We start from the raw sequence: 24,865 nt of genomic DNA, 5'->3' as shown, positions 1-24,865 counted from the left end.
AAAAAATTGAATGTAAAAGCTTGTTGCTAGGGGCATGTTCTCAATTCGGTTAATCACAAGAATAGCCTCTACTGTAAGATATATTTTTTGTTATGTACTAGTCATTTTTCATATCTTTGCAAAAAAATACAAACATCGGATATAATGAAAAAGATAGTATACTTGCTGATTATTTTGTTTAGCATATCCGCGTGTAAATCTGTTAAGTTTATGACAAGCAACGAAAAATCACTGATAAATAGCGGAAGTGCAGATACTCCGTTCAGAGTATTACAAACCGACAACCAAAAAGATTCTCTTTTCCTCAGAAAAAAAAGCATCGATCTGGATGCGAAGAACATTGCGACCAACAAAGACCTGCAACTACTTATCGACCGCCTGCAAATGACACTTGCCGTAGAGTCGGGAGTAGGAATAGCAGCTCCGCAGGTGGGTATCGGGCGCAACCTGTTCCTTTTCTTGCGTATCGACCAAAAAGGAATGCCTGTGCAAGTAGCCATCAATCCACGTATTGTAGGTCATTCGGCTGAGACATTCCTCTTCGAAAGAGACGGATGCCTTTCTGTGCCGGAACTATCGGGCACAACGAATCGCTACACATGGGTAGATGTGGAGTATTACGACGATAACGGAACGCTTATAAAAGAAAGACTAAGCGGCGGCTCACGTGGCGCAGACTTTACGGGCGTGATATTTCAGCACGAGTACGACCACCTGCAAGGTATATTGTTTACCGACAGACTGGCTACTGCCGTTTCTCCTGAGGTTCAGAAAGAGGATTGATGCCGCCATTTGAAGAAAAACAATCGACAACATAAAAGCAAAAAGAGTAAATCAAGGAAATGATTTACTCTTTTTTTTGACGAATATAGTTTTGTATGTGTTCGTATTAAGATTAGAAAGTTAACATAATCGTCGTCTAAAGTAAGACTGTAAAGCAAAAGTATAGTATTCATTTTGCACTTATGTTAACTATTATAAATCCTGACCACAACTTTTCTCCACACAAGCAAATTATATAAAGCTGTTTTTTCGAATGTATTCTTTGGAAATAAAAGCTGTTTACTAAAAATTACCGATCATTTTCCTATGTTGCGAAAACACCCTCAAGAAGCAACAAAAGGTGTAAACATTTATAAATATTTACAGCAGAAAGGGCATTAGAAAAGCGTTTCCGCTATTTGGAGAACTCATCGTAGAGAAAGAAATATTGTCAATGTGTTGAATTTATAGCGGCAAAAAACAAGTCATAAGATGTGATAAAAGATAAAGTACATCATCGCAAAGTTATATCCGGCATGCGACAGCACAGCTCCAAATATAGAGTCACACATCTGCTTGCACGCAAAAAATAGTCGACTGACAGCAAACATTGACAGTATCCACAACAGTGCCGGAACAGGAAGCAATTTCCACACCCCTGCATCAAAAATGATTCCGAAATGAGCCAAATGCGTTAATGCAAAAGCGAGGCTATCAAAGAGAGAAGCCTTCGTTTCGCCAAACTTGGGTACAAAGCTACCGTGTATTACCCCTCTGTACAGAAATTCTTCGCCGATAGGGCTGAATAGCATACTCGGTATAGCTGCAATAAGGAAGAAGATAAGCCGATGACTATCGTCCAACACGACAGACGTGCTGGCTTTCGAGATATAGACAAGCGAATTGCTGATTGTATTGCCATAAAAAAGATAAAACAGCCCGTATATAGCTCCGCACGCCAATGCGCCTAAGGCAAAAGAATAAAGCAAACGAAGGTAATTGTTAGGACGCTTAAAGCCAATTTCTCTCCTGCCCTTCCGAGTGAGAAAAATAAAAGGGGTGAACCACATGATGAAAAAGATGATAAAAGCTGTGCCATATCCGCCCGACATGTTCGCATCCAACACCAAAATAAAACGAGGAACACCAAACAACAGAATTAGCGCAAGACCAAATTGCCAATTATAGCTGAAATAACGTGACCATATTTTGTGTAGTGATTCCATAATTAAAATAAGTATTACGATTGAAAGTATAAATGAAGGATCTTTTTCTATTCTGACATAAGATTCTTCACTTGTGAGCATGGCAATAAAAATACATTTTAAATATCATCTCCAAAAGAAGAAACTCCTAAAATCTGAAAAATGAGCTTAAATATTTACTTAATAAGAAAAAACATCGCCTGAATATCGATGAAAATTGTACTTTTGTGATATAAACAATTTATCGAAAGTATTGATTTAAACTTTTATCGACATGAATGGGATAGACTGGTCTAATTTGTCTTTCGGGTACATGAAGACAGATTATAATGTAAGAAGCCATTACAAAGATGGAAAATGGAGTACACCAACCGAAACTACTTCTGAGAGTATTGACATTCATATAGCTGCCACTTGCCTCCACTACGGACAAGAAGCATTTGAAGGACTCAAAGCGTTTAGAGGCAAAGACGGGAAAATCCGAATTTTCAGAATGCGCGATAATGCTTTGCGTATGATTTCTTCATGTCATGGTATTATGATGGCCGAGCTTCCTGTCGAAGTTTTTGAAGAAACAGTATTAAAAGCTGTAAAACTGAACGAAAAATTTGTTCCGCCATACGGAAGCGGAGCTTCTTTATATATCCGTCCGCTACTGATAGGCACAAGTGCACAGGTGGGCGTGAAACCTGCTGCCGAATACATGTTTCTCGTATTTGTTACCCCTGTAGGCCCATACTTCAAGGAAGGGTTTAAACCTACCCCGGTTGCCATCCTGCGAGGATACGACCGTGCTGCACCGCTGGGTACAGGCACAATCAAGGTAGGTGGCAACTATGCAGCCAGCCTCGTAGCAGGACACAAAGCACACGAAATGGGGTATTCTGCCGTTTTGTATCTCGATGCCAGAGAAAAGAAATATCTTGACGAATGCGGCCCTGCAAATTTCTTCGGAATAAAAAACAATACATATATCACACCGCTTTCGAGCTCGATACTTCCTTCCATCACCAACAAGAGCCTGATGCAACTGGCCGAAGATATGGGAATGAAGGTAGAACGCCGTCAGATACATGAAGACGAATTGGCGACATTCGAAGAAGCGGGACAAGTGGGTACAGCTGCCGTAATCAGCCCGATACTAAGAGTAGATGATCTGGACGAAAACAAGTCGTATGTGATATCTAAAGATGGTAACGCAGGTCCTGTAAGCACCAAGCTGTACAACAAGCTGAGAGCGATACAGCAGGGAGACGAACCCGACACACACGGCTGGGTAACAGTTCTCGACTGATCGGGTATACAATCCTAACAACTTGTTTGCTTGTCTACAATAGTAATTGAATAATGGCAGAAGATAACAATATACAACCCACCGAGAGGATGGTGCTACGCACCGAAGACCTTGTAAAGCGATACTCGTCGCGTACTGTCGTAAATCACGTCTCGATAGATGTGAAGCAGGGCGAGATTGTGGGCTTGCTAGGCCCCAACGGTGCAGGAAAAACCACAACGTTCTACATGACCGTAGGATTGGTGATGCCCAACGAAGGCAAGATTTTCCTCAACGATACGGAGATAACCAAGTTCCCTGTTTACAAGCGGGCGCAACATGGCATCGGCTATCTGGCACAGGAAGCCTCCATCTTTCGCAAGATGACTGTGGAAGACAATATCCGGTCGGTACTGGAAATGACAAAAACATCATCCGAGTATCAGAAAGAAAAGCTGGAAAGCCTCATCGATGAGTTTGGGTTGCACAAGGTTCGCAAGAATCTGGGAGACAGGCTATCGGGAGGTGAACGCCGCCGCTCGGAAATTGCCCGCTGTCTGGCTATCGATCCTAAATTTATCATGCTTGACGAGCCTTTTGCGGGGGTAGACCCTATTGCCGTGCAAGACATTCAGGAAATTGTGGCAAAACTGAAATATAAGAACATCGGGATTCTCATCACCGACCACAATGTGGACGAAACACTGAGTATCACCGACCGTGCATATCTTTTGTTCGAAGGGAAGGTATTGTTCCAAGGAAGTGCCGAGCAATTAGCTGAAAATGAAACGGTAAGAGAGAAATATCTCGGACGTGACTTCCAGCTCAAACGACGCAATTTTGAACATTTGAAATAGCAGAATAAAAAATAACAGAGAGCGCAGATTGATATAATCTGCGCTTTTTTTATTGCTGAAATCTATAACGTATAAAAAAAAGTCATATTGCAACACAAACAAAAGAAGACTAAACAATTACACTACAATATCTTATCACGAGTCACATCCTACAAAAAGTCATATCCAGGCTTACACCACCCTTATTTCCAGACAATTATTACTAATTTCAAGACACATAAAATTCTATGTTTAACGCTAAATTAAGTTATCATGAAAAAAGCTTTGTACACATTAATCGCTGTTTTTGTATTTACAATTACATGCAGTAGCCTGAAAGCCCAGTCAGTCGACGTATTTTTCACAAATGACAAGCTGAGTTCTGACAAATCAAAAGTAACTGCTGATGTTTATAGCAGCCAGCCGTCAACTGTTATTTTCGAATTGAGAACAAGCAAGCATCCTTCTTTTTCGTACAGTGCAGCCGGATATAAGGTGATAGATTGGTCAAATTATATGAGCTGCTATGTGCCCAATACGAATACGATGATTACTTACATGACAGTAAATCTGCCTCAGGGATACTCTCCTATCGAAATCTATTTAACCAATTACCCTACAGTAATAATGCTACTCAGCAAAGTAAACGGAGTTGCAGCTAGTACCCGCCCAATTGTTTTCGCAAATTATTATTGAAATTTACTCATAAAACAAGATCAAAAGCGTCTGAATATTCAGGCGCTTTTTTATTTCCCACTCTACCCTGCGATTTTATTATCACTACAAAAACATTACCTTTGCAATCTATCCTAAAACATTATGACAAAAGCTATTTTTTTTGATATAGACGGCACGCTATTAAGTTTTAAGACACACTCGGTTCCACAATCTACAATCGATGCTATCAACGAAGTAAAGAGACAAGGCATCAAGGTTTTCGTTGCCACAGGTCGCTTGAGAAAACAGATACAAAATCTGGGCGACTTGGAGTTTGATGGCTTTATAACCGTAAACGGAGCGTATTGTGTAACTACCGATCATGATGTTATCTTCAAAAAGCTGATCCCCAAAGAAGAGCTGAAATCACTGATCGAGTATCAACAAAACGAAGTAAAATTTCCTTTAGCCTTCATGCTCAACGAAGGTTCGTTTGTAAACTATATAGACAGCAATGTAGAAAAGATAGCTAACCTTGTGAAGGTAAATGTGCCTCCTGTAAGAAACCTTGAGGAACTGATAGATCAAGAGGTTCTACAAGTAAACCTGTATGTAGACCATGCGTTAGAAAAAAGGATAATGAACGAAGCATTGGTAAGTTGCCATGCCAGCCGATGGCATCCTACATTTGCCGATGTAAATATCAAGGGGATAAACAAGAGCACAGGGATAGATAAATTTCTCGAACATTTCGGTATCCATAAGTCCGAAACAATGGCTTTTGGCGATGGAGGCAACGATATAGAAATGCTTCGTCACGTGGCTATCGGCATAGCGATGGGTAATGCCGGAGACGATGTAAAAGCTGCTGCCGACTACGTTACCGATGATATAGATGATAATGGCGTTGCAAATGCATTAAGGCATTTTGGGTTGGTAAAAGGAAATAAGAGTCTTTAAAATCTATATATTATAGTATTTTGTCTATATTTTTTACGATATTCAACAGTCTTTATTTAAAAATATCTTCTAGTATATTAGAATCGAAGAATATATAATTTATTAACAAATACATCTACTGTTATGAAAAAACTGATATTTGCTTTACTACTGGTTATATTACTGGGAACAACACATGTCTATAGTCAAAATTATCTTAACATTGTAAATTATCATAAAATAGCTAGTCCTAATTATGGAATTAAAATCAAAACTAACATTCCTTTTGAAGGAGGGAATGGAATGCCAGTGATTAAGATAGAAGGCTATAATTATGACCTCTCCGAAGTCATTAATATTAACTTGGTATTTTATGTATGGAAAAGTAAATTTGTTCGAATGAGTGCTACTTCTTTCGGGTCATCAACTCCTCCTATTTATTTATCCAATGAGGATGATAAAATAACTATTTTTATGGATTTTAGAGAATATCAACAACGATTTACTATCAGTGCATTTTCTCCGGCTTATCCCAATAGCCTACCTGCCCATTTTGAGGGGTGGAGAGTTATTGATGAACCTTTGGGAGGAAAAGAACAAACTCTTGTTCCTTATAAAAATAAATTTGCAGGAGATGTTAGTATAGGAAATAACATATTAGGAGGAAAACTAGATGTCAACGGTACTATCCGTGCCAAAGAAGTAAAAATAGAAGCAACAGGATGGTCTGATTTTGTATTTGACAAAAATTATAATTTACCATCATTACAATATGTCGAAAAATACATCAATGATAACAAACACCTTCCTAATATCCCTTCCGAAAAAGAAGTTTTGAAAGAAGGTGTCAATGTAATAGAGATGCAAACAAAACTTCTACAAAAAATTGAAGAACTAACCTTGTATGTAATAGAGCTAGAAAAACAGAACAAAAATTTACAACATCAAGTCAACCAACAAAATAATCGGATTGAACAATTAGAAAGTAAATAACAATATCTCGTCCTAAAACAAGTAAAAAGAGGCGAAAATCCCTTCCACCTCTTTTCAAACCTAAAATCACCTAAATTCAGGAAATACTGTTCCTAGTTATTTAGACAAGGAATTGCATATCTCCAAATTCACCTTTTTTACTCGTGGTTCGTCCACTTTTATTTCTTTTCTATCGTATGTTATCAAACCGTTTACCTCTCCTTCCACATCCGTAGTCTGGGTGTAGACAGCAGCGGAGAAACCGGCTTTGATAAGTTTTTTCAACTGTTCGGCATACTTCACGTATTCGTCTGTCACTTCTTTGGCATTCTTAAACTGAACGTATCCCCAGTTTTTGTCAGTTTGCCACAAGTGATTCTGTAGCGGAAGACCTATACCTCCATACTCTCCAAGCACTGTAGGACGTTCGGCATCGTAGAGATACATGTCAGGGCCCGGATAATTGTGCAAGTCGAGCATATCGCCTGTACGGTAGAAGTTACCACCACTGGCAGGGTTTACAAGGCGAGAAGGATCATACGCTTTTGTCCATTCGGCTATCTCCTGTGTCTTGAACTGCCCCCATGCTTCGTTGAACGGAACCCACACAGCGATAGATGGATAAGAGATCAGATAATCCATTATCGCTTTCCACTCCTGACGATAGTTCGCTTCCGATTCGGCGCTACGAATCAGCTCCGATCCCTTGAAGTAATCTCTGTTTTGCCACTGTGGCGAACGGTCTCCGTTAGGCATATCCTGCCATACTAATATCCCCAGACGATCGCAATGAGTATACCAACGTGCAGGCTCTACCTTCACGTGCTTGCGTATCATATTGAATCCAAAGTCTTTGGTCTTCTGTATATCGTACACCAAAGCCTCATCGGTAGGTGCTGTATATAATCCGTCGGGCCACCAACCCTGATCGAGCGGGCCAAACTGGAAATAATCTTTATTGTTGAGTTGCAAACGCATAATGCCATTATCATCACGTTTGAACGAAACCTTACGCATTGCCGTATAGCTCTTTACCTTATCCTGAACTTTGCCTGCACTATATAGTGTTACCTCTACATCGTACAAGAACGGACTTTCGGGCGACCACAATTTAGGATCGGCGATAGGTAGTTCGAGCGTCTGTCCCGCAACGGCTTTTCCCGAAGCTACAGTTTGTCCCTTATCTTTTACTACTACCTCTACAACATCTGAAGATGAAGTATTTGCCGGACATACATCGAATGCTATTTTCTTCGTATCGAGGCTAGGTATAGCCTTAATATTTGCAATATGTTTGTTATTCACCGGCTCCAGCCACACTGTTTGCCAGATACCCGACACAGGGGTGTACCATATACCATGAGGATCTTTGTGTTGCTTGCCGACAGGCTGATAGCCGTCTGTTGTAGGATCCCACACCTTTACAACGAGTTTTTGACTGCCCGATGTAAGGAAAGGAGTAACATCGAAACTGAACGGGGTATATCCTCCCTTGTGTGCACCCACTTTTATATCGTTAACAAAAACCTCAGTCTTCCAGTCTACCGCACCAAAGTGAAGGATCACATTCTTACCCTTCCATGACGATGGTACTGAAAAAGTACGTTTGTACCAAAGCTCGTTTTTTGCTCCCAATTCTTTTTGCACTCCCGACAGGCTCGATTCTACAGCAAACGGAACAAGTATCTGCCCGTCGAAGCTGCGAGGTTCGGCTTGTCCAATGGGTAAGATTGCATATTCCCAAAGTCCGTTTAGGTTTGCCCAATCGGTACGTTCCATTATCGGACGAGGATACTCGGGCAATACGTTTTTGGGATCGAGCGACTCAGCCCATTTTGTTTTTATCTTATCTCCCGCTGGTTTCCATTGGGCAAAAAGACCGATACTGGTGACAAATAATATTAACAATAAAAAATTCTTCTTCATGTCTTATATTTTGAGTTAATGATTTCTTCTAGAATAATGCTTATTCTATAAAAATTATCGATATGTTATGTTGATCTTCGTGTAGTGAGAGAAAGAAAACTTTCCTCTTTCTTTACTTCCCGAACGAAGCTTATGTTCTGGGCTCGCTTCGTCCGGGGCAGTAAATACCAATCATTAATTAGGTTGCAATCTCCTATCTATTACAATCACTATATCTTTAAAACACGGGCTTATCTGCCGAAGAAGACGGTTTGCCTCCCTCTACATAAGGCCATGAATTGTTATCCCATTTCACTTGATCGAGCAGCAGCATACGCCCATCAGGGTGGTTAAGGTCTACGCCATGATACAATATCCAGTCGTTACCAGCCTTGTCCTGTACTATTTCGGAGCAGTGTCCGTTGCCTACAAAGCGGGAGCTTTTGCTTATGACCACAGTATATCCATTGTCCATCATATCCTTGCCTGTTTTATCCACATAAGGGCCAAACAACGACTGGGAACGACCAACAACAAGCTCGTAGGTACTGTTTGCACCTTCGCAGCAACTGCCGATAGACGCAAACATGTAGTAATAATTTCCTCTCTTGTGGATATATGTTCCCTCAAAGGCTGTTCCGGCTATTTGTTTTTTCTGCGCTCCTTCTTTTACCGACAGTCCGTCGTCGCTCAGCTCTATGGCATAGATACCACGGAAGCTACCCCAGAAGAGGTATTTCTTGCCTCCTTCTTCGATATAAAACTGGTCGATGGAATTCTGAACGTCGATCTCGTTGCTTCTAAAAAGCTTTCCTTTGTCGGTGAATGGTCCTTCGGGCTTGTCGGCAACAGCTACGCCAATGCCGCATGTCCACTCGCCACCCCATACCGACATGGAGTAGTACAGCACATATTTGCCGTTGATGTAATTAATATCAGGCGCCCACAAACCTCCGTTGGGCTCGAAGGTGGGGCGTGTAGCATCCGTAAATGCCGTTCCTAAAAATGTCCAGTCTACAAGATTATCCGATCTGTAAATAGGAGTATTTCGTGTGTTCTCTGTTGCATACAAATAAAAATGTCCATCCTGTGCCTTTATGATTGTTGGGTCGGGCAGGCTCAGAGCCACTACAGGATTTGTATATTTCTGATTTGGAGTTACAGGTTCTTCTTTTTCAGAACTGCTACATGCATTACATCCCGTTGCCACAAGCAACTGTATAATGAACATATATGTAAAAATTTTCTTCATGGTATTATTCGAATTTTATTGCATTATCTTATGACATGCTTTTCGTAGCGTTCTGCTCTGCTAAGTTAGCATGCCAAGAATAAAAGATAGGTATACTTTTCAACCAAAAGAGTATCAAAATAAGCCAAATTCGGCCTTTGACTAGTTTTTATTACTATTTGACCGATTTTTATCATTAGCGCCACTCTCCTTTAAGGCTCGTATATTGAAGTTTAAGATGGGCGGGGAATTTCTTCCCTGCCCATTGTTTTTATTTTTTCTTCGGATTAAAATACGTCTCTACTCTGTCGGGGCTCAGCATTTGCCAAAGAGAAGCTACAGTCCAGCCGGGAGCAAAGATGTCGTTATAAAATCCTTTTCCGTTTTTGCCATAGTCCCAGTTGGTATGCTGTACTACTTCGGGATAATAACCCACCTTGCCGATATTGAACATGTGTCCTTTTACAGGCATTAGTTGCAGCATAGAGCTTTTTATTACCGACGAAAACTGTGAGAAACGGGGTTCGTTGCGTTCTTTGGCTAGCCAATCGAGCACAGTTGCAAATTCGAAGATGAAGACATCCACATGGTTGTTCTCTACCGAGACATTGCCCCATCCACGCGATTTGAAGCCCACATCACCCAGCATCTGCCCTTGAGCAAAAGGCACATCCCACATATAGTACCACGACAGGCTAAAGTATGCCGCCTTCTTAGAAAGGTCGATGTAACGATCTCTTTCTTTTGGGGCAGAAGCCATTGCCAGATAATACATGGCTGTGGATGCGTATAGCGACGCTTCTTTGTCTTCGCAATTGGCATCGAGCGTAGAAGAGAAGTAATCGGCTTTGGATATCAGCTCTTTTTCGAGATATACAGCCGTACGTTTTGCACTCTCCATATATTCCTTGTTCTTGAAGTAGGTATAAGCCATCGTAAGAGGTAAGGTTGCCGATGGGGTGCTGCCTCCCGAAGGGTCGGTAACACGGAATTGGCCGTCAAACTTACGAGGAAAACTACCGTCTTGTCCTTGCAACTTTTGGAAATTAGCAAGCAGTGTTTTTATCTTGGCTTCCCACTCGGGGTGCTTGCGTCCTTGCTTCTTTTCGTAGTCGAGATAATTAAGGATAGCAAATGCCCCTTCCGACTGACGGCGAATGCTGTATATATCTGTTTCGTTGTTGTGACTATAATCTACAAACTCACGGAAAAATCCGTTTGGAGTAAAACCATGTTTTAGGTAACTGTCGAACACCGAGTTTGCTTTATTTATTAGGTCGGTATTGTTGGTTTGCTCGCCATATTCCAACGCATTGAAGGCATTGAGCAATACACGCCCTACAAACCCTACCTCAACCGAGCCGGTGCTTTCGCAATCATCGGTACGCATGTGTACTCCTGAGAAATATTTGAGATCGTATTTGTTTACATAACTCTCTGTAAAGAAGTTAGACAAAACTCGTTTTGCTTCGGCAGTGCTCATCGCATCGGCGTATACCTGCGGGCGATATGTGTCGTAAGAATAGTTCCACACATCGGCTACAAAAGCAGAGTAGTCGGCGGCTTTGCCTTTACGAATCTCCCATACCAATTGGCGGGTTTCTCCTTTCTCTAGCTTTTCGAATGCCTGAACGGCAGGAGCCAACGTCAATTTGCGGATATATGTTTTTGGAGCTTCGCTATACGGGAATCCGAAAACAAGGGCTGTAGTACCCCCTACATTACGGAATCCGGTAAAGCCAAGCGAAGTTTTGTCAGTAAGGATAATTTCGCCTGCACTGTGGGTAGCCAAACTTTCGTTTTCGAATTTATCGAGACGAACTACTGTATAGAAGTCGCCTGTTTTGTCGCTATAGATACCCGTTAGCGGTGTGCTCAGTCGGTCTTCACGTACCTGCCAGCTGTCGCTTGTAGCAAACGAAGGAGCCTCTTTTGGAGAACGCATATTGCGATGATACCAAAATCCGGGCATCAGAAACTGACAATCGGCATGCTGCATAGCCGATAGTTTACACACTTCTTCGAAGTTGTAATAAACAAGATCTGTAGCTCGCAGTGTGACAGTGATACGTGTTGCAGAGCCGTTTTCCTCCTTTTGCTGCCTGATCTCTATCGGCAAAAGCTGCGAGGCTTTCAGGTAGCCCGAAGCATCTTCGGTAAGGGTATACGACTCTGCCGGATTTCCGGGCGATTTTAATGTAATCTTATACTCCGATTGTACTTCCTGCGCATCTATCATTGCGCAAGAAAACAGGAGTAAGACAACAGAAAGCAATCTCTTTTTCATTATATTTTAAGTTTTATTTGGTTGTCGTTTCATTCTTGTATCTGCTTATCATATTTCCATCTTTACTGTCATCCTGAACAAAGTGAAGAATCTCTTGCCTCATTAGGCGTTAATATTGTTCGTTCTTCTTGTTTTATTCGTTCTTTCGGATTTGTAATCCGAAAGCTGTTTGTTTTAGCGGATTTAAAATCCGCCGTAAAAGTTTTCGGATTACAAATCCGAAAAAACAAGTGATGGACGGTATACTTCGTTATTCAGCATCACAAAGTGTTGCAAGCATTAATTTAACAAACTTACTTTCAGCCATGTATTCGGTTTATTTTCTTCGCTATTTGCGAGCATTTCTTTGTAACCATTTACAGCATCGCTATAGGCTGATAATCCCAATGCTAATCTTAAGTCTTTGCCACTGCCAGACTTTATATACTTCTTAGGAATGATGATCTTCAGATCGTAGCCTTTATCATTGGTAGAGGAAACCGCCTGCACATCACTTGCCATTTTGGTATACCACACCCCCTTTTTCAGTTCACTTACTTCTGTATTACCCTGATAGCTGCACCATACTCTCATCGACTCCATTCCATCGCTGAGATAAACATATACACCATCAGCATCAGAGCTTTGCGAACCATATAATTTATTATCATTAACCTTGCATTCGACATACAGGTTTTCCTCGTCTGTGCCTAACCCCGCACGAAGATTTGTTTCGCCCTTTGCCCCTACAAACAAGGGATAAGTGGTAATATCTTTTGTAGCAACCTTTAGTTCAGGAATAATATATCCCTTGATAAGCCAAGGCGCTACCTCTTTGGAGTTGAAATTGGATGAAGCAAAAGCTACAACCGTATTTTCGTCCCATAGTGCCAAAGAGTTCCATTTTGCTTCTTTATCGAGCGGCACATCAAAAGGACGTGTTCGTTTCGTGAAATTGCGAGCCGACTTATCTCCTATCGCTACTTCGAGTGTGGAGTATTCCCAGTCGGAGGCTCGTTTTTCGTTTGTCTGATACGAAATCAAAGTTTCGCCTGTAGGGAGTTTCAGCAGATAGGGAGCACCCATATATACCGAATTGTCTATCTTCTCAGCAAGGGCGTATTCTCTGTGTGGAGAGTCTGCCAATACAGGTTTCACCCAATTATCTTTCAGTTTTGTACGCACTGTGTATGGTTTAAAGCGGTCTACGTTGTTATCTTCTATAACCACTACTATTTCGTCGCCCAATATTCGGGCTACCGGCATACCATCACGCCTGTTTTTGCGGAAGGATACCATTTGGGCATCGCTCCATGTAGCTCCATTGTCGGCAGATCGAAGCAGGGATATCTCCTGTTCGTCGGATTGCTGATACGGATTTTCATTTGCAAAATATATCTGCACCTCCCCGTCGGGCAATTGCAGGAACGAGGGTTCCCAACATCCATCGTTGAAACGTGGAGCTGCATTGTATAGCACCTGTGCCGGCAGCCATGTAGCTCCGTTGTCGGTGCTGCGCCTTATCACAATGGAGTAAGGTGCTATTTCGGGCTTTGCAGGGCGATAGTTGCAAGCGGCAATAATGTCGCCATTCTGCAACTGTGTTATCTCTGCGTTTGCGATATTCACTATTGTAGATTCTCCATCTTTGCCTTGATAAGTAAATCGGGGGAATACGGTTACCGCCGACGACCATGTGTGTCCTTCATCGTAGCTACGGCGAAATTCCACACTACCTGTTCGTGTTTCAAAGATGGCAATCAACGAATTATCCTGCATCCTGAGCAAGCGCGGATAACCTCCCCGCTCGGCAAGCTGCTGCATGGAACTGTAGTCCCAAGCTATGCGGATACCATCTACTGTACTTTCGATCTCTTCTTCGGGAGTATTCTTTGTCTCCGACTGACAGGCAGTGAAAGACAACAATACGGATAAGAATAAAGCTGTATATTTCATTATAATACTTTTATAAACTCATTTGTAATCTTTTGCGCTTTGGGACGAAAGAATAATCTCGAGTAATTATTTTAAACTACCTATATCACAAATAAGAGAATATCTGAGAGTAAAGTTTCTTCATTTTACACTGAGGCAAAATGAAGAAACTGTCCAAAAAATTATCTTGCAACTTTAGGGCTAATAATATCTCCTGTAATTTTCATTACCGGCACAGCATCGTCCGTAAAACTTACATCTGCAATGTACATCGCACGTGGGTGAATGCTATCTTTGGAGTGATGCGCATGGAATACTATTTTGAGCTGACCCGCTTTGTCGCGGAACATGGCGCTATGCCCTACCCCTACAAGGCTGTCAGGCTTTTGCAAAATAGGATTCTTTTCATACTTTGTCCAAGGTCCCATCGGGCTGGTAGCTGTAGCAAAGCCTACGCCATAAAACGGACTTTCGTAGCTGTTTGCCGAATAGGTGAGATAGTAAATCCCTTTGTGCTTGGTTATAAATGCACCTTCGTTGACACGTGGCCATACCTCTTCCCATGCTTGCGAAACGTTGATACACTTGGTCAGCGTCTCGGTTTTGATGGTCTTCAGATCGCTTTCGAGTTCGGCTACCCATATATTCAGACCATCGTTGAAACGGTCGAAATAAAGATATGGTTTACCGTCGTCGTCTACAAAGAGAGAGTTATCTATACATTTTTCGTCTGCCATCATCGGTTCTTTTACATCCTGTACAAAAGGTCCGAGCGGCGAATCGGCGGTCGCTACGCAGATATGCTCGTCGGCAGAATAGTACATAAAGAATTTGTTCTTTTCTTTAATATAATATACCTCGGGAGCCCAGAACCAACGATCAGCCGACGAGTCTTTTTTGTCGAGAGCAAGAACGGGTTCTTTTTTCCATGTCAGCAAATCGTCGGATGTGTACACTTCTATTCCATTCTCGGCATTGGTTCCGTAAGCATAGTATACATTGTCGTACAACATAATAAACGGATCGCCCAATGGTACAGGGTTTTTGTATTCAAAGTCGGTCTTTTCGCTGCTGCCGCAAGACAGGCAAACAAAAGAAAGCAGCAGGAATACAATAGCTTGTAATTTTTTCATTCTATTCTGTTTTATGATTTCCCCCTTCTTATTAAGAATAGAGAAAATATTTTTTTGATGAAGCTACTCGGGAGAGCAGCCTCATCAAATACTCATATTAATAATTAGGATTTTGATCAATATTCGGGTTGTTATTAGCCTCATCGGATGGGATAGGCAAACAATTGTGACGACCTGTAACAAAATTATTGAAATCCGGGTCACGTTGTTTCAATTCATCGATACCTGCCTGATTGTCGAGCAATCCCCAACGTTTGATGTCAGCCCAACGATGCCCTTCGGTAGCGAGCTCAAGCATACGTTCCATTTGCAGACGCTTGAGGAATGTATCCTTATCGGTGGTTGCCGCAGGGTGGTTTACCGACAGTTTAGGCATATTGGCTCTGGCACGTACTCTGTCTACTTGTGCTACTGCTGTAGAGAGGCTTCCGCCTGACTGAACAATAGATTCGGCATACATCAAAAGTACATCGGCAAAACGAATCAGTCTTACGTTGGTAGGATTGTGATAATCATCATAATCGCGATAATAGTCTGAGCCATACTTGCGGAAGAATACACGTCCTTTCCAGTTGTTTTGACCCCATGTAGCAGCATTACTTGTATACTTATAAATCCTCTCGTTATTGGTAAAATCCGCCTCTTGTCCTTCATAGAAAGCTGTATATCTGAGACGTATATCGTAACCGCTATTCAAGTCTTTTTCTTTCTTAAACTCTGTTACCAACCAAGGACGAAGCTCGCCGTCGGTCCAGCCGATACCGGGAGGTGCAAAGAATTGTCCACGGTTCAATCCCAAGTTCGGATCTACATCAAAGTCACCATCTCCGGCAGGAGCCTTGTGTGCATCAGAATATTGTATTTCGAATACCGACTCTATATTATTCTCTTTATCCTTGTTGAAGTTATCAAAATAATTTGTTGTCAGGTCGTAATACTTCTTGCCTTCGCCTTCTACCAGCCAACTCAAATCTGTCTTGGCTTCGTTCCATTGGTGTAGCTGCATATAACATTTTGCTCTGAAAGCCAATGCCGCACCTTTGGTCGCACGTCCTTTGTCGTTGTCACCCCATACCTCCGGTAACACTTTTTGTGCTTCTGTAAAATCATTGATAGCCTGTTGATATACTTCAGCTCCGGTATGTCCTTCGGGTTGCATACCCGGTGTAGAAGGTTCGAGCACGATAGGCAGACTCTTGTTGGTGCTACCCCATAGCAAAGCCAGGTTGTAGTAATATAATCCGCGAAGGAAATATGCCTGACCCAGAATCTGATTTTTGTTGTTCTCGTCGGCGAATGTTATATTCGGCACATAGTACAAAACCTGATTAGCTCTGAAAACAGCCTCGTAACAGTCGCGGTACGTCCATGCATTACCTTCCCAGAAGTTATAATTATTGTATCTGAAATCAGTCCACTCTTTCAACTCCGCCCATGGGCTTTGACTAAAACCTTCATCGGAAGTAAGGTCTAAGCGGAACCACATCCAACGGCTATATGTGCCGGGCTTGTAAAACATATTGTATACAGAGTTTACTCCGTACAATGCATCTTTTTCTGTCTTCCAGAAGGTAGCAGTTGTGATCGTATTGGGATTCTCTACATCCACATCACAAGCACTGAATAAAAATACAGTGAATAATATATATATAAGTTTTTTCATTGTTTTGGTATTTTTAGATTAGAATGATACTTGTGCTCCAAAAGTTACCCCACGAGGATTAGGGAATGACCCGCCATCGTAGCTGCGATCCCAGATATTCGTATTCAGGAATTCAGGATCAAGCCCTTTGTATGATGTAAATGTGATTAGATTTTGAGCATTCACATACACACGAATACCACTGAATACTTCACCCAATAGAGATTTTGGAAGATTATATCCCAAAGCCATTTGTTTTACTCTCAGGTAGCTTCCGTTTTCTAACCAGCGATCCTGATTGCCGCGCACGTTGCGAGAATCGGCGTAGATAGGACGTGGATCTTTTGCGTTCGGATTGTCGGGAGTCCAAGGGTCGTAGTCGGCACGATAGTTCGAGTTGTCGTCAAACCTGTCGTAAGCACTGCGAGGTCCGTTGAATGATTTATGTCCGAATGCACCTGAGAACTGCAACTGAAGATCAAATCCTTTGTATTCGAAGCCCCAATTCATCCCCAATTGGAATTTTGGCAAAGTAGAGCCGCAATATTGTCTGTCGGCATCGGTAATCATACCATCATCGTTGGCATCGACAAATCTCACATCACCCGGTCTGGCATTTGGCTGTATCAGTTTGCCTTCACTATTTTTGTGAGCTTGTACCTCTTCTTCGGAACGGAACAAACCATCGGTTTTGATCAAATACCACTCTCCGATAGGGTGTCCTACTTTCGACTTCGTATCCCACTGTGTAAACTCTGTACGTCCATATCCTAATTCTTTAATCTTATTCTTAAGGAAAGATCCGTTTACGTTGAAACTATAGCCAAAGTCTTTACCAATCTTATCGCGCCATGTAGCCGACACCTCAATACCTGTATTCTGCAAGGTTGCTGCATTTACGTTCGGGTTACCGCCATTGTTACCGGTTACCATTAGTATTTGCATCGGAGTCAGCACGTCTTTTGTCTCCTTCATAAAATAGTCTACCGATATCGCTAATTTGTTGTTCAGCAAAGCGGCATCGAATCCGGCATTGATTTGCGAAAGTTTTTCCCATTTCAAATCGGCATTAGCTAGTTTAATTTGAGTCATACCTGTTTGTACAGATTGTCCTGTACCAAACACCGCTTGAGGGAATACGGTAATAAATGAAACCCAATCCCACACACCTATATTTGAAGTACCCAGCACTCCATAGTTCGCTCTTAGCTTTAGGTCATCTACCCATGACACATCGAAAAAGCTTTCTTTACTGATTCTCCATCCTGCCGATACAGAAGGGAAATATCCTACTCTGTTGCTAGGTGAGAATTTTGAAGACTCGTCTCTACGCATTGTAAAGCTCATGAGATATCTGTCGTCATAATTGTAATTGATTCGTCCAAATACGGAGAACAATTTTTGCAAGTCTTTATAGTTACCTGTCTTAGGATTAGATAGTGCTGCATCGAGATTATCAAAGTAGTCGCTTCCCGTCATGAGCACATCATTCTTTGTACCCCAGATTTGCTCATAAGTAGAGGTCTGGTAGCTTATACCCAATACGGCAGAGATATCGTGCTTATCGAATTTCTTATTGAATTCTAATGTATTATCGAATACGAATCCTTGATATTGAGCCTGATTTTTATTTAGTGAAGAAGGATCGTATGGCTGATTGTATGTCCAGTAACCTTCTTTACGCAAATATTTATGCTTATCGTTGCTAAAGTCGAATCCAAAATTGAAGCGATATTTAAACATCTTGAAAGCTTCCAGTTCAGTAAAAGTATTACCTCTGATACGCAAGTTGCTATTTGTTGTATTTTCAAAATCTTCTTTCGCAAACGGATTAGAACCGAAGGTAACATCACGGCTACCGTCACCAAATCCGTAACCACCCTTAGCTGCATTGTTAGAGTCGTGAATAGGGATGGTAGGCAACATACGATATACATCTATAATCGGATTGGTATTAAGCTCATCTACTCCGAAGTGGCTTAGTACAATATTTTCGCCGATACGGAATGTTACATTATCGCCAAAGTTGCGTGACGCTGAAGTATTGGAACGCAATGTGAAACGCTCGCTCTTAGCTCCGATTGTAGTACCCGAATTGTGCTGATAGTTACCCGAAATAAAGTAACGGCTGTCTTTTGTTCCTCCCGAGAAGGAGATATTATGGTCTTGTACAATACCGGTCTTGAATACTTCTTCCTGCCAGTCGGTATTACCGTCAAAGTGGTTTGCCGGAGCTTTGCCCGCATTGGCAAAAGCAAGGTCGTTGAGCTGAATCCATTGGTCGCGGTTTGTAAGATTATATTTAGGCAACCACTGGAGTGTCATACGCGAAGATACATCTATCTTCATCTTGCCTTCTTTCCCTTGCTTGGTCGTAATGATGATAACACCATTACCCGCGCGCGAGCCATATATAGCTGCTGCCGAAGCATCTTTGAGCACCTGAATACTTTCTATATCGTTGAAGTTGAAGTCTCGGTTGGCACCCGAAACGATACCATCCACCACATACAGCGGCTGACTGTCTCCCAACGTACCTGTACCACGAATCTCTACCTTTCCTTCGCTACCCGGATTTCCGGCTGTACGTACAGTCAAGCCCGGAAGTGTACCCAGAGCATCGCCCACAGTACCGGTTACGATCGTGTTTTTCATTTCAGTCGGATTGAATACCGAAACAGCTCCTGTAAGGTCTGCCTTCTTGATGGTTTGATACCCGATCACGACTACCTCTTCCAAGCGTTTATCGTCGGTAGCCAGTGATACATTTATAGCAGGCTGTCCTGTATAAACAACCTCCTGCGGTGTCATTCCCACAAGGGAGAACACCAAAGTCTGATTTCGAGATACCTCGATAGAATAATTACCGTCAACATCAGTGATAGTGCCCCTTGTTGTACCTTTGATACTGACACTCACTCCGGGAAGCGGATCGTTGATATCATCCACAACCTTTCCCTTTACCTCCACATTCTGCCCATAAACTGCTAATGAACAGACCGCAAACAGTAGAAATAAAATTCTTTTTAACATGTTTCTAGATTTTGGTTTTTTATAATTAGGTTAACTCATTATTTATGAGGATAAATAATAATTTCTTTCCTTTCTGGTATTTGATAAATGATTGTTGCCGTACTCTAGTGGCATTACACAATAATAGAGAGGCATTAAGATAGTCTTCACTTCATGGTTTGATTTTTAATAGGTTTTTCTGATAAATCAAAGTTACAGGAGAGCGAACAAAAGCAAATGTACTTTTCAACTAAAAAAGTGTAAAAAACAGTCCAGACGTGTAATTGCTCAATTATTACAAGTATTTGGTTATTTTTTACCATAAAATAAGCTTCCCGAAGAGTTCGTATGTTCGCAGATATACTGTATTTTTACAAAAATGAAAAACAGAAGACTACTTTTCACCATTTTTCTGACCGTTTTTTATACCATAAATCTATTTGCTCAGGAAAATTCCAATTTTCACTTTCGTAAGATTCAGGTAGATGACGGGCTCTCGGAAAACGCCGTGTACTGTATCCTACAGGACACGAAAGGCTTCATGTGGTTTGGAACCAAAGACGGGCTCAACCGATACGATGGGGATAACTTCCGCATATTCAGAAAAAACAATCACAACAACCAGTCTTTGGGCAACAATTTTATCCGTTGCATTGCCGAAGGAAAAGAAAACATACTTTATGTAGGTACAGATGCCGGACTATACAGAATGGATATGACCGACGAGAGTTTTGCGAAGATAAATACCAAGACCGCCAACGGCATAGAGGTTACCTCAGCCGTAAATGCATTGTATATAGATAGAGACGGCAATCTGTGGATAGGAACAATGGCGCAAGGCATATTTATGTACAACCCTGCAAAAAAAACACTGAAAGCCATAGAGATAGAGAAATACAGACTGGGGCTGAACGCTACGTGGTCTATCGTAACCGACAAATCGGGATCGATATGGGTAGGTACAAGGCTGGGGCTGCTCAGGTACAACCCCGACAAAGGCAAGCTGGAAGCACCCGAAGGCATGTTTAGTATACAAGACAACTCGCAAAACGAAATACTTTGCATGCTCGACGACAACAAGGGCAATCTGTGGTTGGGCACGTGGGACGATGGTATCAGGCTGTTCAACAAGCAAACCAACGAATACACTTCGTTCTTCGGACTGGGATCTAAGTCGTACTATATTACGCACGTGCGCTCTATATTTCAATATACCGACAACTCGCTGCTTATCGGTTCCGACGACGGGCTGTACCTCTTTAATACAGACACCAAGTCGATAAAACGGCTCGATGCCCCTCAGGTGAAATACAGCCTCAGCGACCAAAATGTGTACTCGATAGCCAAAGACAAGGAGAACGGGATATGGATAGGCACTTACTTTGGAGGGGTAAACTACCTGAATACCTCACTGCTGAATATAGAGACTTACTACCCCGATGTTTTGCACAACCTGCTATCGGGAAAGGCGGTCAGCCAGTTTTTGGAAGACAACTTATCCAACATCTGGATTGCCACAGAAGACGGCGGGCTCAACTACTTCGATACCAAGACAAAGGTATTTTCGCAACCCGTAAAAACCTCTTACCACAACACCCATGCCCTGATGATGGATGGCGATAACCTGTGGATAGGTACATTTTCGCGCGGGATAGACATATATAATACACGCAGCCATTCGCTCGTTAACCACAGAAGCAATATCAGGGACGAAAGCACGCTGAATGATGACTGCATCTTCTCGCTGTACAAAACCAAGAATGGAGATATATACGCCGGTACACCTGTGGGGCTGAATAAGTTTGACCGAAGCAACAATAGCTTTAAGCGTATCCCCGAGGCCTTCGGCTTTATATACGATATGAAGGAAGACGACTACGGCAACCTGTGGGTGGCAACATACGGAAGGGGTGCGATAAAACTGGATATGCCCCGCAACAAATGGGTACACTACGACACGATACAAGGGCGCAGCAACCCCATTGTAGGCAGCAAGCTGACGAGTATACACATCGACAATACGAAGCGGGTGATATTCTCGAGCGAAGGGCGTGGCATTTTTATCTACGACTACAAAACGGATAACTTCAAAAACGTATCGGAAGACGACGGCTTGCCCAACAATGTGATTTACGGCGTTCTCGACGACCCTTTCGGCAATCTCTGGGTAAGCTGTAACAAAGGGCTGGTAACCTTCAATACATCCGACCCAAAAAGTCATAGGATATACAATAAAGCAGATGGGCTGCAGAGCAACCAGTTCAATTACAAGTCGAGCTACAAGACCAAAGACGGCAAGTTTTACTTCGGAGGGATAAACGGATTCAGTTGTTTTTACCCGAAAGACCTGAGCGAGAATAAAAACGGTATTATTCCATCCATAGAGATCACCCAGATACGTGTGTTGGGAAATATCAGTGCCGAAAAGGAACAAGAGATACAAACCCGTCTGAATAAAAAACAACGCATAAAATTGCCTTACAACCGTTCGTCGTTCACCATATCGTACGTTAGCCTCAGCTATATATCGCAAACCAAAAACCAATATGCCTATATGCTCGAAGGAACGGATGAGGAATGGAACTATGCGGGCAACAACAAGAGCGTAACCTATGTAAACCTTTCGCCGGGCAAATATACCTTCAGGGTGAAGGCCTCGAACAACGATGGACTGTGGAACGAAACAGGCACAGCGATAGAGATAGAAATATTGCCGCCTTTCTGGCTGTCGATACCGGCACGGCTCGTTTATTTTGCACTCGTTATATTCTTGATTTATATGCTGGTGTCGTATTATACAAAGAAAAGCAAGATAAAACAGCAGAAACACCTCGAAGCTTACAAAGCCGAACAGGAAACACTTGCCTTCAAATCGAAAATCGATTTCTTTACCACCATTGCACACGAGATACGCACACCGCTAAGCCTTATCAGTGCACCGCTCGAAGAGGTGATTTCGTCAGGCGAAGGCAGCAAGGAGACTCATCAGAACCTTTCGATGATAGAGAAAAACTGCGACAGGCTGACAGTGCTTATCAATCAGTTGCTCGATTTCCGTAAGATGGATTCGACTAAATATATCGTAAATCCCGAAACAATAAACCTTAGCGAGCATATCAGCGAACTGTATGAGCGATTTAAGAAAACGGCGCAGAACAAAAAGATAGACTTTGAGCTGCACATGCCTGCCCAACCTATAATAGATGTAATATCCGATCCGGATGCGCTGACCAAAATAATAGGTAACCTGCTGACTAATGCGCTGAAATTTACCCGAAGCAAGATTATCCTTACTCTTATACCGAACAGTGATAAGACGTATACCGTCACTGTAGAAGACAACGGACGAGGCATATCCGACAATCATAAAGAACTGATATTCGACCCTTTCTATCAGGTACAGCAAGACGACAGCAAGGTAGGTACAGGCATCGGGCTTTCGCTGGTGAAGCATTTGGCAGAGATACTGAAAGGAAAGATCGAGGTAAAAGACAGCAAAACTGGTGGCGCATTGTTTGCGTTCACTTTCTCTGATATATCCAAAGAGTTTTCTATCGACCAAAGCGAAACGGCAAGTAGTGAAAGTACCTCCTTCGAGGATGGAGGACTAGCAACAATCAACGGCAAGAACAGCGTACTTGTGGTAGACGACAATCCTGAGATGATACAATTTATAAAAAACAGCCTACAGAACGAATATACGGTAGATACGGCACTGAGTGCTACCGAAGCGTTGAAACTGCTCGAAGACAAGAGCTTCGATCTCATCGTTTCGGATATTATGATGCCCGGTATCGATGGTATATCGTTTACCAAGCGACTGCGAGCTGATCTCAACTACAGTCATATACCGGTGATACTGCTATCGGCAAAAACCGAGAATACGGCGAAGGTAGAAGGACTGTTATCGGGGGCTGATGTGTTTATCGAAAAGCCGTTCTCGATATCGTACCTCAGAGCTCAGATAGCGAGTTTGCTCGAAAACAGGAAGGCGATACTCGAAGCGTTCAACCGTTCGCCGCTATCGTCTTACGCAAGCTTGGTAACCAATAAGGGTGACGAAACATTCCTCAACAAGCTGAACGAAGAGATAGAAAAACACCTCTCGGAAGAAACATTCACCGTGGAATCGCTAACCGATATACTGAGCATCAGTCGCTCTAACCTGCAACGCAAGTTAAAGAGCATCAGTGGTGTGACTCCAGGCGACTACCTGCGCAATTATCGCCTGAAAAGAGCATGCAAACTACTGCTGGAGACAGACATGCGGATAAATGAAGTGGCTTATTACGTAGGTTTTAACTCGGCATCGTACTTTACCAAGGCATTCTTCAAAAGCTATGGCATGTCGCCAAAGGAATTTGTAAATAAGATGAAGAGCGGGGAGTAATATTTTCGGTAGGAGATACAAATAAGTAAGCTAAATAAAAAGAGGCAATCGAAAAATATCCTCTTTGCATCTATAAAAAAAGAGCAAAGAGGATATCCTGAAATTAATATGTTATATAACTAATTATAGTTTATTCAAATGGATTAGGAGCTCCTTCGCCTCCAACAGTCACATTATAGATAATCCTAACAGTTTCAGAGGCATTAGAAGCATCTACCCATACATACATTCCGCCCATCTGTATGATGTGTTTTTTGCTCACATTTACGATCGGTGCCGTTCTACTACCCTTAAATTGTGTAGGAAATAACCCACCCCAGTTAAATGATGTAGCTCCACCTATTTCTGAGCCAAGAGTTAATGTACCCACAAGCTCTCCGGGATCCAAGTCGATAGTATTATACAAAGCAGTATAAGTGATCGAATTAACCTGATTAACAGAACTTTCGTTTTCAACATTTGCATCACACACTTTAGGTCCTTTCACTTCAGAACTCTGTCCACATACGCCCCCAATATATAAACACATTAGGGTAACCACTAAAATAATTTTTTTCATAAGCATAAAAAAGTTTAGTTAAACAATAGATTTAAAATGCTTCCGAGTTAAAGAAACATACGTATTATAGTATAATAAGTTTTTTAACTTATAAATGAGCTTTCGAGAAGAATATCGCTGTGTTAAAAACGCTGCATATTCACAGGCT

General features: G+C 42.1%; 16 protein-coding genes. 7 read left to right on the top strand and 9 right to left on the bottom strand.

The window, feature by feature from the left end:
* Positions 1–210: 210 nt before the first annotated feature.
* Entirely contained in the window at positions 211–783 is a 573-nt protein-coding gene (gene def / locus E4T88_RS06725; protein WP_135104703.1) for a peptide deformylase, read from the top strand.
* Positions 784–1,247: 464 nt separating this feature from the next.
* Here the strand turns inward: def and E4T88_RS06720 are convergent, their stop codons facing one another.
* Positions 1,248–1,988 carry a CPBP family intramembrane glutamic endopeptidase gene (locus E4T88_RS06720; RefSeq protein ID WP_228093788.1) on the bottom strand — a complete coding sequence of 247 codons (741 nt, stop codon included), beginning with the start codon at positions 1,986–1,988 and terminating at the stop codon, positions 1,248–1,250.
* A 253-nt stretch (positions 1,989–2,241) separates the two neighbouring features.
* Here E4T88_RS06720 and E4T88_RS06715 point away from each other — a divergent pair, with 253 nt between their 5' ends.
* The 5 genes from E4T88_RS06715 to E4T88_RS18265 all read left to right on the top strand — a co-directional run bounded on the left by E4T88_RS06715 (position 2,242) and on the right by E4T88_RS18265 (position 6,665).
* Positions 2,242–3,261: a branched-chain amino acid aminotransferase gene (locus E4T88_RS06715; RefSeq protein WP_135104701.1), complete on the top strand. Its 1,020-nt coding sequence runs from the start codon at positions 2,242–2,244 to the stop codon at positions 3,259–3,261.
* Between the two features lie 89 nt (positions 3,262–3,350).
* Entirely contained in the window at positions 3,351–4,097 is a 747-nt protein-coding gene (lptB, locus tag E4T88_RS06710) for an LPS export ABC transporter ATP-binding protein (RefSeq protein ID WP_374043269.1), read from the top strand.
* A gap of 252 nt (positions 4,098–4,349) precedes the next feature.
* Complete coding sequence (locus E4T88_RS06705) at positions 4,350–4,772, top strand: hypothetical protein (RefSeq protein ID WP_135104700.1); 423 nt, start codon at positions 4,350–4,352, stop codon at positions 4,770–4,772.
* Between the two features lie 123 nt (positions 4,773–4,895).
* Positions 4,896–5,693 (top strand): Cof-type HAD-IIB family hydrolase, encoded by a 798-nt coding sequence (locus E4T88_RS06700; protein WP_135104699.1) that lies wholly within the window; start codon positions 4,896–4,898, stop codon positions 5,691–5,693.
* A gap of 123 nt (positions 5,694–5,816) precedes the next feature.
* The gene (locus E4T88_RS18265) at positions 5,817–6,665 is read left to right on the top strand and encodes a hypothetical protein (RefSeq protein WP_228093786.1); all 849 of its coding nucleotides are present in this window, start codon (positions 5,817–5,819) and stop codon (positions 6,663–6,665) included.
* A 96-nt stretch (positions 6,666–6,761) separates the two neighbouring features.
* Here E4T88_RS18265 and E4T88_RS06690 read toward each other — a convergent pair whose 3' ends face one another.
* From E4T88_RS06690 to E4T88_RS06660, 7 genes are all read right to left on the bottom strand, one after another.
* A complete protein-coding gene (locus tag E4T88_RS06690; RefSeq protein WP_135104698.1) occupies positions 6,762–8,570 on the bottom strand; it encodes a glycoside hydrolase family 2 protein in 1,809 nt (602 codons plus the stop codon).
* Between the two features lie 217 nt (positions 8,571–8,787).
* A complete protein-coding gene (locus E4T88_RS06685) occupies positions 8,788–9,801 on the bottom strand; it encodes a family 43 glycosylhydrolase (RefSeq protein WP_135104697.1) in 1,014 nt (337 codons plus the stop codon).
* A 250-nt stretch (positions 9,802–10,051) separates the two neighbouring features.
* Positions 10,052–12,019: a hypothetical protein gene (locus E4T88_RS06680; RefSeq protein ID WP_438503327.1), complete on the bottom strand. Its 1,968-nt coding sequence runs from the start codon at positions 12,017–12,019 to the stop codon at positions 10,052–10,054.
* Positions 12,020–12,346: 327 nt separating this feature from the next.
* The gene (locus E4T88_RS06675; protein WP_135104695.1) at positions 12,347–14,002 is read right to left on the bottom strand and encodes a sialidase family protein; all 1,656 of its coding nucleotides are present in this window, start codon (positions 14,000–14,002) and stop codon (positions 12,347–12,349) included.
* A 161-nt stretch (positions 14,003–14,163) separates the two neighbouring features.
* On the bottom strand, positions 14,164–15,114 hold the full coding sequence (locus tag E4T88_RS06670; RefSeq protein ID WP_135104694.1) for a glycoside hydrolase family 43 protein: 951 nt from the start codon (positions 15,112–15,114) through the stop codon (positions 14,164–14,166).
* Positions 15,115–15,211: 97 nt separating this feature from the next.
* The gene (locus E4T88_RS06665; protein ID WP_135104693.1) at positions 15,212–16,777 is read right to left on the bottom strand and encodes a RagB/SusD family nutrient uptake outer membrane protein; all 1,566 of its coding nucleotides are present in this window, start codon (positions 16,775–16,777) and stop codon (positions 15,212–15,214) included.
* Positions 16,778–16,795: 18 nt separating this feature from the next.
* On the bottom strand, positions 16,796–19,789 hold the full coding sequence (locus E4T88_RS06660; RefSeq protein ID WP_135104692.1) for a SusC/RagA family TonB-linked outer membrane protein: 2,994 nt from the start codon (positions 19,787–19,789) through the stop codon (positions 16,796–16,798).
* A 358-nt stretch (positions 19,790–20,147) separates the two neighbouring features.
* Between E4T88_RS06660 and E4T88_RS06655 the strand changes: the two genes are divergently transcribed.
* Positions 20,148–24,158 carry a hybrid sensor histidine kinase/response regulator transcription factor gene (locus E4T88_RS06655; RefSeq protein ID WP_135104691.1) on the top strand — a complete coding sequence of 1,337 codons (4,011 nt, stop codon included), beginning with the start codon at positions 20,148–20,150 and terminating at the stop codon, positions 24,156–24,158.
* A gap of 130 nt (positions 24,159–24,288) precedes the next feature.
* On the opposite strand, the gene E4T88_RS06650 is transcribed toward E4T88_RS06655, so the two are convergent.
* Positions 24,289–24,717 carry a hypothetical protein gene (locus E4T88_RS06650; protein WP_135104690.1) on the bottom strand — a complete coding sequence of 143 codons (429 nt, stop codon included), beginning with the start codon at positions 24,715–24,717 and terminating at the stop codon, positions 24,289–24,291.
* Positions 24,718–24,865: the final 148 nt, after the last annotated feature.

Source organism: Dysgonomonas mossii (assembly GCF_004569505.1).
GTDB lineage: Bacteria > Bacteroidota > Bacteroidia > Bacteroidales > Dysgonomonadaceae > Dysgonomonas.
This window is presented reverse-complemented; position numbering and strand designations above follow the sequence as displayed.

What these genes read in the sequence shown, in the direction of transcription:
- E4T88_RS06715 (WP_135104701.1), top strand. Translation starts at nt 2,242, where the DNA reads ATGAATGGGATAGACTGGTCTAATTTGTCTTTCGGGTACATGAAGACA.
- E4T88_RS06680 (WP_438503327.1), bottom strand. Translation starts at nt 12,019, where the DNA reads ATGATAGATGCGCAGGAAGTACAATCGGAGTATAAGATTACATTAAAA.
- E4T88_RS06660 (WP_135104692.1), bottom strand. Translation starts at nt 19,789, where the DNA reads ATGTTAAAAAGAATTTTATTTCTACTGTTTGCGGTCTGTTCATTAGCA.
- E4T88_RS18265 (WP_228093786.1), top strand. Translation starts at nt 5,817, where the DNA reads ATGAAAAAACTGATATTTGCTTTACTACTGGTTATATTACTGGGAACA.
- E4T88_RS06665 (WP_135104693.1), bottom strand. Translation starts at nt 16,777, where the DNA reads ATGAAAAAACTTATATATATATTATTCACTGTATTTTTATTCAGTGCT.
- E4T88_RS06690 (WP_135104698.1), bottom strand. Translation starts at nt 8,570, where the DNA reads ATGAAGAAGAATTTTTTATTGTTAATATTATTTGTCACCAGTATCGGT.
- E4T88_RS06650 (WP_135104690.1), bottom strand. Translation starts at nt 24,717, where the DNA reads ATGAAAAAAATTATTTTAGTGGTTACCCTAATGTGTTTATATATTGGG.
- lptB (WP_374043269.1), top strand. Translation starts at nt 3,351, where the DNA reads ATGGTGCTACGCACCGAAGACCTTGTAAAGCGATACTCGTCGCGTACT.
- E4T88_RS06670 (WP_135104694.1), bottom strand. Translation starts at nt 15,114, where the DNA reads ATGAAAAAATTACAAGCTATTGTATTCCTGCTGCTTTCTTTTGTTTGC.
- def (WP_135104703.1), top strand. Translation starts at nt 211, where the DNA reads ATGACAAGCAACGAAAAATCACTGATAAATAGCGGAAGTGCAGATACT.
- E4T88_RS06720 (WP_228093788.1), bottom strand. Translation starts at nt 1,988, where the DNA reads ATGGAATCACTACACAAAATATGGTCACGTTATTTCAGCTATAATTGG.
- E4T88_RS06685 (WP_135104697.1), bottom strand. Translation starts at nt 9,801, where the DNA reads ATGAAGAAAATTTTTACATATATGTTCATTATACAGTTGCTTGTGGCA.
- E4T88_RS06705 (WP_135104700.1), top strand. Translation starts at nt 4,350, where the DNA reads ATGAAAAAAGCTTTGTACACATTAATCGCTGTTTTTGTATTTACAATT.
- E4T88_RS06675 (WP_135104695.1), bottom strand. Translation starts at nt 14,002, where the DNA reads ATGAAATATACAGCTTTATTCTTATCCGTATTGTTGTCTTTCACTGCC.
- E4T88_RS06700 (WP_135104699.1), top strand. Translation starts at nt 4,896, where the DNA reads ATGACAAAAGCTATTTTTTTTGATATAGACGGCACGCTATTAAGTTTT.
- E4T88_RS06655 (WP_135104691.1), top strand. Translation starts at nt 20,148, where the DNA reads ATGAAAAACAGAAGACTACTTTTCACCATTTTTCTGACCGTTTTTTAT.